This is a genomic window from Mesorhizobium sp. B2-4-13, assembly GCF_006658535.1.
Classification (GTDB): Bacteria; Pseudomonadota; Alphaproteobacteria; order Rhizobiales; family Rhizobiaceae; genus Mesorhizobium; species Mesorhizobium australicum.
The window spans coordinates 122,106-136,849 of sequence record NZ_VFVB01000005.1 but is presented as its reverse complement, the minus strand read 5'-3'; the positions used below and the strand labels follow the sequence as shown (position 1 = coordinate 136,849).

Sequence of the window (14,744 nt, the reverse complement as noted above, 5' to 3'; positions counted from 1 at the left end):
CGTGGCGTATCGGCGAGGGCAAGCTTACATCGCAACGCGGCGGAATCCATCAGGGGTGCGTGTGCCGCTGGGGAAGGCGTCGCCGGCGGTGTTGCCGAGGGCATTGACAGGGCGGTTGTGATGGGATGAGCGGTGGGCTACTCCAAGGCCTCACAAGGAGTCGCCCTTGACCATCTTGCCCGATCTCTCCCGTACGCGAAACATCACTTGCCGCCAGGCGGCTGTCTGATGCCGGCGCAGGCGGCGGGTATCAGGGCCGGGGATCCCAAGCGGCGCGTCCTGAAGGAGGTGTTCGGCTTCGACGATTTTCGCCCCGGCCAGGCCGACGTGATGGATACACTGCTTGGCGGGCGCCATGTGCTGGCCGTCATGCCGACGGGCGCGGGCAAATCGCTCTGCTACCAGGTTCCGGCGCTGGTTCTGGGCGGGCTCACCCTCGTCGTCTCGCCGCTGGTGGCTCTGATGCAGGACCAGGTCGCGGCGCTGCGGCTTGCCGGCGTGGCGGCCGATACGATCAATTCCTCGCTCGACCGCGAGGCCAATGTCGCGGCCTGGCGCCGTGTGGCATCTGGCCAGACGCGGCTGCTCTATCTGGCGCCGGAGCGGCTGATGACCGAGCGCATGCTGGACGCTCTTTCCAGGCTCCACGTCAGCCTGATCGCCATCGACGAGGCGCATTGCATCTCGCAATGGGGTCCGGCGTTCCGGCCCGAATATGAGGATCTGTCCCGGTTGCGCGGTATCTTTGCCAATGTGCCGATCATCGCGGTGACGGCGACGGCCGATGAGAGCACGCGTACCGACATCGCCGCCCGCCTGTTCGCCGAGCAGGTCGAAACGCTGGTGCTCGGTTTCGACCGGCCCAACATCAAGCTGGCCATCGCGCCCAAGCAGGACAGCAAGCGCCAGCTGCTCGGCTTCATCGAGCGCCATGCGGGCAAGAGCGGCATCATCTATTGCTTGTCGCGCAAGAAAACGGAAGAGATGGCGGCCTTTCTGAAGCGCAACGGTGTCACCGCGCTCGCCTACCACGCCGGCATGAGCAAGGAGGCGCGTGAAGCCAATCAAAACGCCTTCATGACCTTGTCCGGCGTCGTCATGGTGGCAACCATCGCGTTCGGCATGGGCATCGACAAGCCTGATGTCGCCTTTGTCTTCCACACCGATATGCCGGGCAGCCTGGAAGCCTATTATCAGGAAATCGGCCGTGCCGGCCGCGACGGACGCGAGGCCGAGGCGCATATGCTTTACGGCCTTGGCGACATCCGCATGCGCCGGCTGTTCATCGACGACGAGGATGCCTCGTCAGAGCACAAGAGGCGGTCGCACCGCCGGCTCGACACGCTGATCGGCTATTGCGAGACGGCGCAATGCCGCCGCCAGGTGCTGCTCGGTTATTTCGGCGAAGAGGCCCAGGCCTGCGGCAATTGCGACAACTGCCTCGACCAGGCGCCGCGCGCCGATGGCAGTGCCGAAGCGCGGAAGATCCTGGCGGCGGTTGCAGAGAGCGGCGAGCGCTTCGGCGCGGCCCATATCATCGATATCCTGCTTGGCCACGAGACCGAGAAGGTGCTGGCGAGAGGTCATCAAACACTCAGCAGTTTCGGCACCGGCGCCGCGCACAGGAAGACAGTGTGGCTGTCGCTGATCCGGCAACTGGTGGCCGGCGGGTTCCTGATGCCGGATCCCGAGGGCCATGGCGGCCTCGCCATCTCCGAAAGCGGCCGCGTGCTCGGCCGTGGCGAGATTGCATTCCAGTATCGCGTCGAGACGCGGGACCCTCTGGCGCGCGGCAGGAAGCGTTCCGGGGAAGGCGCCGGCGCCGGAGCCGAGGGCGTCGATGCTTCGCTGCTGGCGGCGCTCAAGTCGCTGCGGCTACGGCTCGCCAAGGAGCGCCAGGTGCCGGCCTATGTGGTGTTTTCCGACCGCACGCTCATCGACATGGCCGACCGCCGCCCGCGCGACCTCGACGCGTTTGCCGAAGTGAATGGCGTGGGAGCGGCGAAGCTCAAGGAGTTTGGCGCGGTTTTTCTGGCCGCGATCGCGGCGCATCAGGCTGGCTGAAAGCCTGATGGCGAGCGGTAGGGCTGATCAGGCTGGTCGAATGAGCAGTAAAAGCCAGGTCATCAAAGTTGGGAGCGCAGCCTGCTGGCCAGCCAGTCCGAAATTTTTTCCCGCAGGGGACGCGCTTCCCATTCGGCCAGGGTAACTTGCCGGGACCTCCCAAGGTCCTGGTTGAACAGGTCGATCTGCGTGTTCGCGAAATCCCTGCCGTAGACGTTCAGACTGGCTTCATCGTTCAGCCGCAAGGAGCGTTCGTCCAGATTGGTGGAACCAAAGCTCGTCCAGATGTCGTCAACGATCAGCAGCTTGGGATGATACATGGTGGGTTGAAACTCGTAGATACGCACTCCAGCCCTAAGCAAGTCGCCCCAGAAATAGCGCGAGCCCTTCCGAACCAAAGGCACGTCGGTGAGCGCGTTCGGAACGATCACATCGACAGACACGCCTCGCTTCCTGGCGTCCAGGATCTGCTGGAGGGCGATGTCGTCGGGGACGAAATAGGCCATTCCGATTCGCAGGTGATCCCTCGCGGCGGCTATCGCGGCCAGCATCATCAATTCCATGTTCTCCGAGCCATTTGGCTGCGAAGAAAGTATCAGCTGGGCGCCGAGCGACCCCGCCGGTTCGGGCGGAGGGTAGAACTTCCGACCCTGCAATGTCTCACCGGTCGTCTCCAACCAATTTTCGGCAAAGGCTGCCTGGAAAGCAGGCACGGCGGTCCCTTCGATCCGATAGTGCGTATCGCGCCATTCATCCGGATTGCGGGCGTCTCCCCGCCATTTGTCGGCGATGCCGACGCCGCCCGTAAAGGCCACCCGTCCGTCGACGATGAGCAGTTTGCGATGGGTCCGGTTGTTCACGCGGTCCAACGTATACCAATGGATCGGCCGGTAGCGCTGGAACCTCACGCCGGCTCCTGTCATGATGTGGATCAGGTTTTCGTCGAAAGGCAGGCTGCCGACCCAGTCGACAAGCACGCGGACCTCCACACCTTGCCGCGCCTTGGCCGCCAATGCTCGTGCGAATTCATATCCAACAGCCCCAGACCAATAGATATAGGTTTCAAAATCGATGGTGGACCGGGCCGCGCCGATTGCCCGGAGCATCGAAGGAAAAATCTCGTCGCCGTTCACAAGGGTCTGCACCGCGTTCGCGTCGGACATCTGTCCCAGCGAGTAGCTGCTCATCGACCTCGCGAACTGCGGATCCGATGCGTCGAAGCGATGCGGGACAATCGTCCGCAAAACCCGCGGTTCAGGGGTCAGGTTTATGGCAGCCAACGTGGCCAGACCGGCGACAACCGCAACGGCCACATAGCTTAATCCCTTGAGCAGCGGGCTGAATTTTCGACCCAACCGCGTTGGCTTCGCGCCCCTCAGGAACGCCACGAGACCGGCAGCGCGCATGTCAGTCGCCCTGCTGCTTGCGATCGCGATGTTTCTCGATGTCCTCGGGCTCTTCATCGTCGATGCGGGTGATGGTCGAAGCCGAACTGTTTGATCTCAGCATTTCGTCCAACTTGGCATGAATGGCCTGGGTATCGCGATGTTCAGCCCGCTGAATGAAGAGCGTCATGGCCCAGGTGAGGAGCGTAGCCGCGCCATGCCAGTTCAAGCTTTGCCGGTCGAAAACGATCCAGAAGATCGCATAGGCCAGCAGGACCAGGAATGCTGCCGGACGAGAGGTCCACGTGCCGATCGAGGTGAGCGCGCCGGTAATGGGGTGATTTGCCATCAGCAGGAACTTTCCACGGTAACGCAGGTTCCCGCGAGCGCGTCGGCGAGGCTGCCGTACGGCACAGTTGTCTGCAGAAAGCGCCGCCAGGCCCTGACCATCCGTCTGGGGTGGGCGTTGGCTCGAATGGCTGCAGCGTCAGAGGCTGCAATGGGAGCCTTGCGATCTCGGGCCTGTCTCGGAGTGCCGCAGCGTCGGGACGTCCTCACGCAGGCAGCCCGGCGAGTACTGCGCCAATACCCTTTCCAGACGCGCCAGAAGGACTTTCCTCGACTTTATCTCGTACCCCAACCGCAATGTGCCTCCCATGCTTTTGCGGTTGGTGGTCAACTCCTGCTGTAGGATGCCGATGCGGATGCGTACCTCATCGGCCTGTGCTCGAAGTGCTGCCTTGATTGGCCCTCGACCTTGCATGCTGAACTCGATCTCCCCTGGAAACGGATATCGAACTTGAGGGACATGCTTTGGTTCCTCGGCATCGCTTCTTATTTTCCGACCCGCGACAGCCGGTCGCGTCCCGCCGCACGCATGTCAGCGCCTGTCGGCGATCATTATCGCCGAGGATGGGGACGAACCCGCGAATTGGCGGTAGCCGATGCCGCCGGCATTTTCTATTTGGGGGAATGGCGGAGAGGGAGACCGCCGTAGTCGAGATGTCAGGAGGTGACATGCCACGCCAGATTGGCGAAAAATCATATAATTTACAGCCGTTTGCCTATTTTCATCGAGCCGCGCGCTGACATATACTCCCACCTGATGACGCCCTTGAGGTGCAAGGAAAGGTGCAAGAGATATGGCGCGCCCTATCAACAAACTCTCCGCTTTGGAAGTGAAGTCCGAAACGAAACCCGGACGCCATGGCGATGGCGGCGGCCTCTACCTGCAGGTGGAGCCGAGCGGGTCGAAATCTTGGGTGTTCATGTGGAAGCGTGATGGCAAGCGCACAGCGATGGGGTTGGGAGCATTTCCTACCGTTGGCCTTGCTGATGCGCGGGAAAAGGCGGGGGCGGCTCGCAAAAACCTCTCTGCTGGCCGCGATCCTCTGCTGCATGCTCGTCAGGAGGCGGAACGAGAGGAGGCCGAGCCGACATTCGCCGAGGCAGCGGAGGCCTTTCTCGACGAGGACAGAATGGCTTCGTGGAAGAATGCTAAGCACCGGGCTCAGTGGCAAATGACGCTCGGCGACGCCTATTGCAAATACCTCGGCCAGATGAAGGTTTCGGCAATCGAAACCGCTGACGTCCTTAAGGTTCTGAAGCCCATCTGGTCAACCAAGCCCGAGACAGCCTCGCGACTTCGCGGTCGCATTGAACGGGTACTCAGCTTTGCCAAGATGCGTGGCTGGCGGTCCGGCGAAAACCCTGCCATGTGGCGTGGTCATCTCGATGCCATCCTGCCAAAGCCTGAAAAGCTGAAGCGGCGTGGCCATCATCGCGCGATGGTCTATCAGAACGTGCCGGCATTCATACGGCGACTGCGCGAGGCCAGCGGCATGGACGCGAAGGTCCTTGAGTTTACGATACTCACCGCCGCACGGTCGGGCGAGACCGTCAACGCGACATGGGACGAGGTCGATTTCGAACAGAAGGTCTGGACGGTCCCGGCAAACCGCATGAAGGCCGGGCGCAAGCACGAAGTCCCACTGTCGCCTCGCGCCATAGCGCTTCTCCGCTCACTGCCGAGGCGGAGTGATAACCCGTATGTTTTCTCCGGCTTGCGCAAGGGTAGATCGATCTCTGCCGCCTCGATGGAGATGTTATTGCGCCGATGGGAACTCAAGGACCAAACGACAATCCATGGTTTCAGGTCCTGTTTCCGCGACTGGACTGGCGATTGCACCACTTTTCCGCGTGAGGTGGCAGAGGCTGCGCTAGCGCATGTCGTCGGCGACAAAGCCGAACAGGCATATCGACGCGGAACGGCATTGGAGCGTCGTCGCAAGCTAATGACAGCGTGGGCCGACTTTCTGGCCAGCGCCGATGGCAAAGGCAAAGTGATCCCGCTTGCCGGGCGGCGCAAGGTGGCTGCAGAGTAGTCGCAATGGACAAAAGGCCCGACAGCGCGAAGGCCATCCGCGCCGCTTATTTGAAGGCGATGGCAGACGAAGCCGACGAGACCGGCGTCTTCGCCCATATCGTTCGGATGCTCTGGAGGTCCGACGACCCTGAGCGGCGCATGGCAGCCAAGCTCTTGCTCGGGTACTGCAGGACGGGCCAATTCTCTGAAGCAGCAAAGGCGATGATCGGTAGGCCGACTGGTTCGGTCAAATGCATAAGGACCCCGACAGGTGAGCGCAAGGCGTGCGAGGTTCCTCGCAACGAGATTGCACTTTCGGTGTTCCTTCGGCTTGGGCCCGACCCCACGCCTCCCATGTTCGCGCTGGCAGCAATCTTTGACGCGGACGAACGCGGGCGCTCGCTGCGCCGGCGCAAGCTGGGAAAGGCTGTCGCCGACACGGCCCAGTTCTTTGGCATCAGCGAGAAGGTGGCGCGAGACTGTTTCGACGGGCACTGCGACGAACTTCTCCTGTTTGGCAACGTGATCACGTGGTCATGACGAAAAGTGCGCCGGATCGACCTTCTTTATCGTTATGAAACAGCCAAATCATTGTTTTGCAACGCACTTTCATTAGTGCTGTCATGGGCTGACCATCCCTCTCAAGGATTGCCAGCCATGAACACGACTGCAGGGGTTGAGCGTACCGATCCCATCGCGAACCTCCTTTCGAAGGTGCCCGACAACCGGCTTACCTATTCAATCAAAGAGGTCGCTGCCATGACGGGCCTGAGCCAGCGTACGGTTTTGCGCCGCATTGCCGACGGCAGCCTCCCGGCGGTCCGCAGCCACGGCAGAACACTGATCCCGAAGCAAGGCGGCTACGAGGCAGCCTAAACCCGCCGGCAGCTAGCCTGCTCGGCGGGTCAAGGTTATTTTCGGGCTGGTGAGAAGGCCCAAACTACCCTCCGTTTGCAGCACAGGTCAACTGCTCGGCTCCTACCATGTGAGGGCCGATGCCTGCACAACTACCCATAATACTTCGCCCGGATATCACGCCGGGTAATTTCGACCTGATGGCATCCGTCCGGCTGGTGCAGTTCGCGCGCAATGCTCTGCAATCGGCGACGCTAAAGCTCGATGAAGCCGGATATGTCTGCGAAGCGCTAGGCGACCTTTACGCCGACTGCGCAAGCCTTGTCGCCGACTGGGCCGGCCGAAAGCCAAAATCCGTTCCCGATCACATCGTCCGCGCGGCTGTAGAATATCGCCGCCAGCACGGCAGGAGCTATTGATGGACGCATTGCCCTACAAGCGCCGCCGCAGGCCCGCCGACGATACTGCGACCGTCACGGAAGACGGTGCTGCGCTTGGCTTTGCGACCATTTTTTCAGAACAACTTCGCTACGACCATGACGCCAAGATGTGGTTCGAGTGGACAGGTTCTCGTTGGCAGCCGGACAAGACGAAAATCGCGTTCCATCTGGTGCGTGAATTTGCGAGGGAACTCGCCGCGAGCACTACTGGCAAGGAAACGGCCGTTGTGCGGAAGACCAGCTTTGTGGCCGGCGTGGAACGCTTTGCGCAGGCCGATCCGCATTTCGCCGTCACATCCGACATCTGGAATGCGGACCCATTCCTGCTTGGAACGCCGGGCGGCACCGTCGACCTTCGCGACGGCTCGCTGTTCGAGGCCCGTCCTCCTGACCACATCTCGAAGCTCACGGCGGTTGCGCCTTCGTCTACGGCTGACTGCCCGCTGTGGTTGCGCTTCCTTGACGAGGCGACCGGTGCGGATGCTGGAATGGTTCGTTTCCTGCAGCAGTGGTGCGGCTATTGCCTCACCGGCGACATCAGGGAACATGCGCTTGTGTTCGTGCATGGCGATGGCGGCAACGGCAAAAGCGTGTTTATGAACACCATCGCCGGCATTATGGCCGACTACGCCACGACTGCGCCAATGGACACGTTTACCGCTTCGATAGGCGACCGGCACCCTACTGACCTCGCCATGCTCAGGGGCGCACGCCTTGTGACGGCTTCCGAGACGGATGATGGCAAGGCATGGGCCGAAGGCCGCATCAAGAGCCTTACGGGCGGTGATGCCATTACCGCCCGCTTTATGCGTGGCGACTTCTTCACGTACAGGCCGGCATTCAAGCTGATGATCGTCGGCAACCATCAGCCACAACTCAGGAACGTCGACGACGCGGCGCGTCGACGCTTCAACATTGTTCCGTTCACACGCAAGCCCGCTGCGCCGGACCAGGAGCTTGAAGCGAAGCTAAAAAGCGAATGGCCGGCGATCCTGCGGTGGATGATCGACGGCTACCTTGGTTGGCAAGCTAACGGGCTTGTACGGCCCGCCAGCATCGTTGAGGCCACAGCCGGTTATTTCGCTGATCAGGACCTTCTAGCCCAATGGTTGGCCGATCATTGCGACGTAGAGCAAGGCAATTCCTACAAATGGGAGCCGACCACCAAGCTGTTCGCGAGTTGGGCCGTTTATTGCAAGACGGCTGGCGAAGCGCCGGGAAGCATGAAGGGTTTTACGCAAGCAATGCTTCGGCACGGAATGGCGCAACGCCGAAAGACAACAGCGCGCGGCTTCGAAGGCGTCCGGTTGAAGCCACAAAACAATTTCGAGTATGACGCATGACGGATGATGACGCATTTTTCCAAATGACCGCGCACGCGCGCATGCACGTAAATGAGATATCGAAACTCGTGTCATCATCCGTCATGCGTCATGCCCTCCCGAGGACAGAGCCAGAAGACCGGCTAGCGTTTCGTCATGGCTCGAACGCGGTGACTGCGGTATGATGATACCATCATGAGCAAAAGCAACCTGAACACCAGACAAGACCGCTTCTGCCTTGGCCTCGCGGAGGGCCTTCCCCAATCGCGAGCCTATATCGAGGCCGGATATATTGCGCGCGGCAATGCGGCTGAGGTGGAGGCCTCGAAAATGGTCAGGTTGCCTAAGGTGATTGCGCGCGTTGCCGAGTTGCAGGCACTAGCCGCCCAGCGTTCGGCAGTCACTATCGACACCCTCGTTGCCGAATTGGATGGCATGCTTCGTTTGGCGCATGAATGCGAGAACCCGAGCGCAGGCGTCTCCGCCGTCATGGGCAAGGCGAAGCTTTTGGGGCTGGTGGTCGATAGAGCCGAGGTTGCTTCGACTGTGCGCAAGCCGATGCGCGAAGCGACCGAGGTTAAACAGATGTCTCTTGAAGAGTGGCAGAGGCGTTTCGTGCCGCAGCGTCACTGACGGCAGTAAGCTGGCAGTTTGTGTCTCGGAGGGGTGTCTTGCAGTACGCGTTGATCGATAGTGTTCGACAGGAAGCTGCGCCAAAGCGAGTGGGTGAATGCGAAACATGCAAAGCTACGGTGATTGCTAAGTGCGGGACACGTCGCATCTAGCATTGGGCACATCAAGGTCGTCCAGACTGTGATCCTTGGCGAGAGACTGAGACGCTTTGGCATCGCCAGTGGAAGGGCCTCTTTCCGGCTGATTGGCGGGAAGTCAGGGACCTCGCCCCAAACGGCGAATGTCATGTCGCCGATGTCAAGACAGATCATGGATTGGTTCTAGAATTTCAGCGCTCTCACATCACGCCCGACGAGCGCATCTCGCGCGAGGTCTTCTACCGAAACATGGTTTGGGTCGTGGATGGGACGCGCCTATTGGGCGATTGGTCGAGGTTCGAGAAGGGCTACACCGCGCGACGCCAAATCATCAAACCGAGCTTCTTCATCACACCCTTCCCAGCACTTTGTTTTGGTGAGGCTTGGGCGAATTGCCGTGTTCCCGTTTTTTTTGACTTTGCGGGTACAATGCCCATCGCGCAACTGCCCGATGCTCGTCGCCATCCACTGTGGTGTATGCTGCCCGGCAGGGTACGGGGCTATGCCATGGTTTTCGCGCATTCGCGATCAGACTTCGTCGATCAAGCTTTGCACAACCGGCAAGTAGTTCCGACGGAAGAGATTGAGCAGGGAGTGGCGAATTTCCTGCGCAATGAGCTAATCGCGTAAGGACAACAAACACGCAACCATTCGGCTTGGTCGATGTCCGATAGGCCGCGTCGCGGAGGGTGACTTTGAAATTCCCCGTTGCCCTGACCCGCTGTAAGGTTTACAAACGAGCGTATACAATCCTTACGCAATGCTGGATCGCTCAATGAAAACCGTTATTTCCTACCTTCGCGTCTCAACCGACCGTCAGGGCAAAAGTGGCCTTGGCCTTGAAGCACAGCGTCAGGCCATCGCCCGTTTTGCCGAGGCCGAAGGGTTTGACATCACCGCCGAGTTTCTCGAAGCCGAAACCGGCAAGGGCTCTGATGCTCTCGCCAAGCGCCCACAACTTGCCGCAGCGCTGGCGGCGGCCAAGCGAAACGGCGGCTGCCCGGTGGTCGTTGCCAAGCTCGACAGGTTGGCGAGAGACGTCAGCTTCATCTCCAACCTCATGTCCCGGCAGATACCTTTCGTCGTCGCCGAATTGGGCGCGGGCGTCGATCCGTTCATGCTGCACATCTACGCGGCTTTTGCCGAGAGGGAACGAACGATGATCTCCCAGCGCACCAAGGAGGCCCTAACGGCGGCAAAGGCGCGCGGCGTCCAACTTGGAGGCCCAAAGCTTGCCGAAGCGCAGCAGAGATCGAGGGAAGTTCGCACGGCACAGGCCGACGCCTTTGCAGCAAATATCCTGCCGATCATCCGCGACATTCAAGCGAGCGGGGTCAAATCCCTGAGGCAGATTGCGGTGGCGCTCAATGCGCGCGGCGTCGCTTCGGCGCGCGGCGGAACGTGGACGGCTGTTCAGGTAACAGACATCATCAATCGCGATGCTCGTGAGAAGCTCAGCCCACCAGCGCCAGCTTGTTCTGGGATACGAGACGAAGTCCCAGAAGGTGCTATGTCTGGATCTCGGACCCCGCTCGGCTCACGCTGGTAGCCCCGCCCCCCAGCCGGGTTTGCCGGTGGTAGGGGTAGGATGCTCTTGTGGGGCCCCTATCAGACGCGCCTACATTAAGGAAGATGGGCGATTGTTGTGACCCGTTATCGTTCGCAGAATAAAAGGCAATTTAGGGAACTGCAGCGATTGGATAGAACTAGCATGGAGTGCTTCCGGATCGACGAGAGCGGGTACACAGGTTACGACCTGCTTAACCCGGATCAGCGCTTTCAAGGCGCAACTGCAATCGCGATAAGCGATGAAGATGCTGCACGGCTGATCAAGGAGCATTTCCCCAAGCTTCAGGCCACGGAACTCAAGTATCGAACTCTGTCACGGCGTCCGGTCAACCGTCCACAGCTTCTCGCGCTGCAACGTGACCTGCTGAGCGAATACAAATGCGTGACCTACGTCTGCGACAAGCGTTTCCTGCTGGTGCTGATGTTCCTCGACTACGCCGTCGAGCCCTACTACTACGAGCGAGGCTTTGATTTTTACGAGAACGGGCAGAACTACGCCATGGCGTCGATGCTGTCCTACGCAGGCCCGACGCTCCTCGGCAAGGAGGCTTTCGACGCGCTGCTTGCAGCTTTCCAGCGAGCCGCTAAACAGAAAACGCCGGGATCGTTAAGGGATCTGGTTTCTGCAGCGCGCGAGACAAGGTGGCGCGAGTTGCCCGAGGTTCTAGGGCCATTGGCCCAAAACGCAGCCCCTGAATGCCTCGATGCCATTGCGATGCCGGGTGTGAATACCGATGCGGCAATCGTAGTGTTGCAATCGCTGATAACCCGCATGGAAGTTATGGCCGGAGGCCCTTACCGCGTCGAGCATGACCAGTCGAAAAATCTGCTCTCTTATCATCAGCTACTCCAGAGCTTGATCGACCACGATGAGGTAATCGAGTTCCGGCAGACTGCAATCGCCAGCCTAAAGTTTCCTCTGCAACTGAGGGAGGTAACACAAGTCAATTCCCAGTCGAGCCCGGCAGTGCAAGTCGCCGACATAATGATCGGGGCGGCAATTGACGCCGCCAACAACCTCGCGGGCTTCCGAACAGGCGGGATCGACCCAGAAGCCCTGGCCTCGCTCTATCGCTATGACCAGTTCATACATCTGCTGCCGTCAATCGACTTCGAAGAGCAACGTCGCTTCCGGCAAGGAACACAGGCCGCCGAAGTGATCGACTACTTAACGAAGAACGTCTTTGGGCCTCCGTCGGGTAAGCGTGGAAAAGACAGTGGCTGAGGGCGGCGTTGCCGGCAGCCGTGAGATCGGATGTTGAACCCCGCCGGGGTTCGTCGGCGGACGGGGGGCGGGGTGGCTTTACGGGGCCCCTAGGCGACACTCGCGACTGGCACCCTTGTCCTACGTTTTGTTGTTGACTAGTGCCCGAATGGCGGCACTAGGTACTATTTTAGGGAGGTCACTGGTGGATTTGAGGTTTCAGCAAATCATCGAAAGCCTTCACCCGTCATATGAACGGCTGATGGCGATGGAGCCAATTTCAGGGGCGGCCCCGAAAGATAGAGTTAACGGCATTTACCTATTCTCAGAAGGCAACAAGCACCTTTACGTCGGGCGGGCCAAGAACATCACTAACCGCTACGACTGGCACTGCGTTCCAGCGTCCGACCACAACCGGGCAAGCTTCGCATTCAAGCTGGCGCGTGAGGCAACCGGCAACCCTAAGCCCAGCTATCAGAAGGGCGATAAGAGCCGCGCCGGGCTAATGCTCAATCCTGACTTTGTAGCGGCTTTCAAGGCGGCTAAGGCACGCATTCGCAGCATGAGTTTTCGGTACATATCGGAGCCAAACCCCACACGCCAAGCGTTGCTGGAAGCGTATGTTTGTATCGTCCTCGAAACACCCTACAACGACTTCGATACCCATTAAGTCGGTAATCTCCAACCTCTCTGGATGGCTTTGTCGTCAAAAAAAAGATTAGAAAGGCGGATGCTTCTCTATCGCTTCCTCAACGCAGAATACGGCCTCCTTGCCATCAGGGAACGTCGTCTCCGAATTTCCCGCATTAATGAGCTGAACGACGAGTTCGAATTTATCGGGCTGGCTCTAAAGCGGAAGGCCGACCGGATCGAACTCCGCAGAGTGCGTGAACATGTGAACGGCCACACTGGGATCATCTGCATGAGCAAACAGTGGTCACACCCCCTCATGTGGAGCCATTACGGGGCGAGCTACACAGGGATCGCCCTTGAGTTCTTTACGTTTCCCACCCGGGTCCGTGAGGTTGAGTACGTTACGAAGCGCCCAACGCTGCAGACCTTTGGGTGCAAGAGCTTGGAAGACGTCAGTGAGTTGCATCTAAACCGGCTGTTTAGGTTGAAGTTCGACGCTTGGCAGTATGAGGAGGAATATCGGTTCTTCCTTCCGCTGGAGAATGGCGAGGAGATAAAGCGCAAAGTACATTACTTCCTACCGTTCTCTCCACACGTTCAGTTGAAGTCGGTGATCGTAGGCCCGCGAAGTGCGGTAACGCGCGCTCAGGTGGCCGAGGCGCTGGGAGGCATGGCCGGTTCGGTTGAAACCTTCCGAGCGCGGGCCGACTTTGACGATTTCAAAGTCGTCAAGAACATGCAGGAAAGCATGTGGAAATAGGCCAGCCCTCCGAAGGGCGGCAACGATGCCGAGCAAAATGGTCCAAGGTCCACTTAAAGGCAAATCGGAGCTAGGTGATTGAGTTTCGACCCTAGAAACGTGTGAGATCGTTGCGGTCGGGCGGCTCGATGCAAGGCGGCCCCCATTTATTAATCCGCCGTCACGGCCGGACGAAGGGCACGGAGTTCCGATGCAAGGCGACGCCGGCCAAGAATTTCGGTTCCGCGCACTAGGGCGTCGAGGAGGTTCGTCTTGGTAAGCAGGTGACGGACCTCCTCCATCAAATTTCCCGCAACACGATGCTCGCTCAGGGTCGCCTTGACCTGTTCATCATATCCCTCGCAGTACATGCGTTCGCGGCCAATATAAAAGATCGTCTCTAAGTCGGCTATCTCTTCAGGCGACAACGTGTCGGTCACGCTCTTGACCGCAGCTGCCATGTCTCCCATGGACTTGCGGAACCTGTCCCAGTCGCGATTGAAATAGTCGAACTCGCCCCGGTCGGTCGCTGGGTGAGCCTTGATCCATTCTTCGATCACGAACTTGGCATGCTCGTCTGTGAGGTGTGCCAGCTTAAATTCGAAGCCGACGAGGCTTCCTGCTTCGCGATGGCCCTTGATAATGCTGACGGCGTCGGAAAATTTTCTGCTACCGATGCCAAACTGTTCCATGACTTGGGTTTTGGCGGTCGTAAACGCAGCCTCCGACCATTCATGTGGGGGCGGCAGCATCCCGGCCATTCGAAGGAGGTCGCGCCTAGAGCAGCTGGCAGTAAAGGACCCGGTCGCCCGTTCGTAAACAAGATCGATAGCGCGATATTTCATGGCCAGTAGTGTCTTGTTCAGGGACAGGAGGCTCGCGCGAACGAGTTCCAGATTGCAGATCGATTTGCCGCCGAGGCTTTTATCGCCGTCCTGCGTTTCTGCGTACCGAAGCTGCTGACCATCCTCGTCGATGTCATGGAGGCTGTCTACGAAAGGACTGAGATCCGCAACGTGCTTCCGCAATTCCATATCGCCGAGGGGGGCATTGGTGATCATCGTCCAATGGGACTTGATATCGTGGTTTTTCGGATGGGGGTGGGAAACAACGCCGGCCGCGACCAATCGGTCGATTACGAACTTCAGGGAAAGCTCGACGGCGTGCCGCGCGTTGTAAAGGATCGGCATCGCCAGCGTATCACGCTTCCCGTATTGGCGCTGATCTATCACCGCGCTGGCCAGTTCAAGCGCGGCCTCCATGTAACCATCAACGTAGTTCTCGGCGCTTCCCTGGCTACCGACGCAGGCGTTCCACTCGCTGCCGTAGATCTGCGAGAAGAACGGATCGAAGGGTTCGGCCGAAGGGTCAATAGGGGTCGTGACGTTGGTCATACTA

15 protein-coding genes are annotated in these 14,744 nt (G+C 59.5%); 12 read left to right on the top strand and 3 right to left on the bottom strand.

Translation table 11 applies throughout. From position 1 onward, the window contains the following. Nucleotides 1-228 precede the first annotated feature (228 nt). A complete protein-coding gene (gene recQ, locus FJ936_RS15825) occupies nucleotides 229-2,064 on the top strand; it encodes a DNA helicase RecQ (RefSeq protein ID WP_140790055.1) in 1,836 nt (611 codons plus the stop codon). Between the two features lie 62 nt (nucleotides 2,065-2,126). Here recQ and FJ936_RS15820 read toward each other — a convergent pair whose 3' ends face one another. Both FJ936_RS15820 and FJ936_RS15815 read right to left on the bottom strand, forming a co-directional pair. Next, the gene (locus FJ936_RS15820) at nucleotides 2,127-3,470 is read right to left on the bottom strand and encodes a phospholipase D-like domain-containing protein (RefSeq protein WP_210241776.1); all 1,344 of its coding nucleotides are present in this window, start codon (nucleotides 3,468-3,470) and stop codon (nucleotides 2,127-2,129) included. Between the two features lies 1 nt (nucleotide 3,471). Further along, nucleotides 3,472-3,798, bottom strand: coding sequence for a low affinity iron permease family protein (locus FJ936_RS15815; protein WP_015315187.1), 327 nt, complete (start codon nucleotides 3,796-3,798; stop codon nucleotides 3,472-3,474). Between the two features lie 793 nt (nucleotides 3,799-4,591). On the opposite strand from FJ936_RS15815, the gene FJ936_RS15810 reads away from it, so the two are divergent. From FJ936_RS15810 to FJ936_RS15760, 11 genes are all read left to right on the top strand, one after another. Then, nucleotides 4,592-5,833 (top strand): integrase arm-type DNA-binding domain-containing protein, encoded by a 1,242-nt coding sequence (locus FJ936_RS15810; RefSeq protein WP_141906760.1) that lies wholly within the window; start codon nucleotides 4,592-4,594, stop codon nucleotides 5,831-5,833. 5 nt (nucleotides 5,834-5,838) lie between these two features. Further along, on the top strand, nucleotides 5,839-6,354 hold the full coding sequence (locus FJ936_RS15805; RefSeq protein WP_141906759.1) for a hypothetical protein: 516 nt from the start codon (nucleotides 5,839-5,841) through the stop codon (nucleotides 6,352-6,354). A 117-nt stretch (nucleotides 6,355-6,471) separates the two neighbouring features. Then, the gene (locus tag FJ936_RS15800; RefSeq protein ID WP_027053057.1) at nucleotides 6,472-6,690 is read left to right on the top strand and encodes a helix-turn-helix domain-containing protein; all 219 of its coding nucleotides are present in this window, start codon (nucleotides 6,472-6,474) and stop codon (nucleotides 6,688-6,690) included. Nucleotides 6,691-6,869: 179 nt separating this feature from the next. Next, nucleotides 6,870-7,088, top strand: coding sequence for a hypothetical protein (locus tag FJ936_RS15795; protein WP_141906758.1), 219 nt, complete (start codon nucleotides 6,870-6,872; stop codon nucleotides 7,086-7,088). Beyond that, entirely contained in the window at nucleotides 7,088-8,452 is a 1,365-nt protein-coding gene (locus FJ936_RS15790) for a phage/plasmid primase, P4 family (RefSeq protein ID WP_141906757.1), read from the top strand. The genes FJ936_RS15795 and FJ936_RS15790 overlap by 1 nt, the downstream gene beginning before the upstream one ends. Nucleotides 8,453-8,626: 174 nt before the next feature. After that, nucleotides 8,627-9,064, top strand: coding sequence for a terminase small subunit (locus FJ936_RS15785; protein WP_141906756.1), 438 nt, complete (start codon nucleotides 8,627-8,629; stop codon nucleotides 9,062-9,064). Nucleotides 9,065-9,378: 314 nt separating this feature from the next. Then, nucleotides 9,379-9,831 (top strand): hypothetical protein, encoded by a 453-nt coding sequence (locus tag FJ936_RS15780; protein ID WP_141906755.1) that lies wholly within the window; start codon nucleotides 9,379-9,381, stop codon nucleotides 9,829-9,831. A gap of 130 nt (nucleotides 9,832-9,961) precedes the next feature. Then, a complete protein-coding gene (locus tag FJ936_RS15775; RefSeq protein WP_246680480.1) occupies nucleotides 9,962-10,750 on the top strand; it encodes a recombinase family protein in 789 nt (262 codons plus the stop codon). 162 nt (nucleotides 10,751-10,912) lie between these two features. After that, nucleotides 10,913-11,995, top strand: coding sequence for a DUF3800 domain-containing protein (locus tag FJ936_RS15770; protein WP_141906754.1), 1,083 nt, complete (start codon nucleotides 10,913-10,915; stop codon nucleotides 11,993-11,995). 184 nt (nucleotides 11,996-12,179) lie between these two features. Further along, nucleotides 12,180-12,644 (top strand): hypothetical protein, encoded by a 465-nt coding sequence (locus tag FJ936_RS15765; protein ID WP_141906753.1) that lies wholly within the window; start codon nucleotides 12,180-12,182, stop codon nucleotides 12,642-12,644. A 60-nt stretch (nucleotides 12,645-12,704) separates the two neighbouring features. Continuing rightward, the gene (locus FJ936_RS15760; RefSeq protein WP_181763142.1) at nucleotides 12,705-13,367 is read left to right on the top strand and encodes a DUF2971 domain-containing protein; all 663 of its coding nucleotides are present in this window, start codon (nucleotides 12,705-12,707) and stop codon (nucleotides 13,365-13,367) included. Between the two features lie 149 nt (nucleotides 13,368-13,516). Here the strand turns inward: FJ936_RS15760 and FJ936_RS15755 are convergent, their stop codons facing one another. Then, the gene (locus FJ936_RS15755; RefSeq protein WP_141906751.1) at nucleotides 13,517-14,740 is read right to left on the bottom strand and encodes a DUF3775 domain-containing protein; all 1,224 of its coding nucleotides are present in this window, start codon (nucleotides 14,738-14,740) and stop codon (nucleotides 13,517-13,519) included. Between the last annotated feature and the right edge of the window lie 4 nt (nucleotides 14,741-14,744).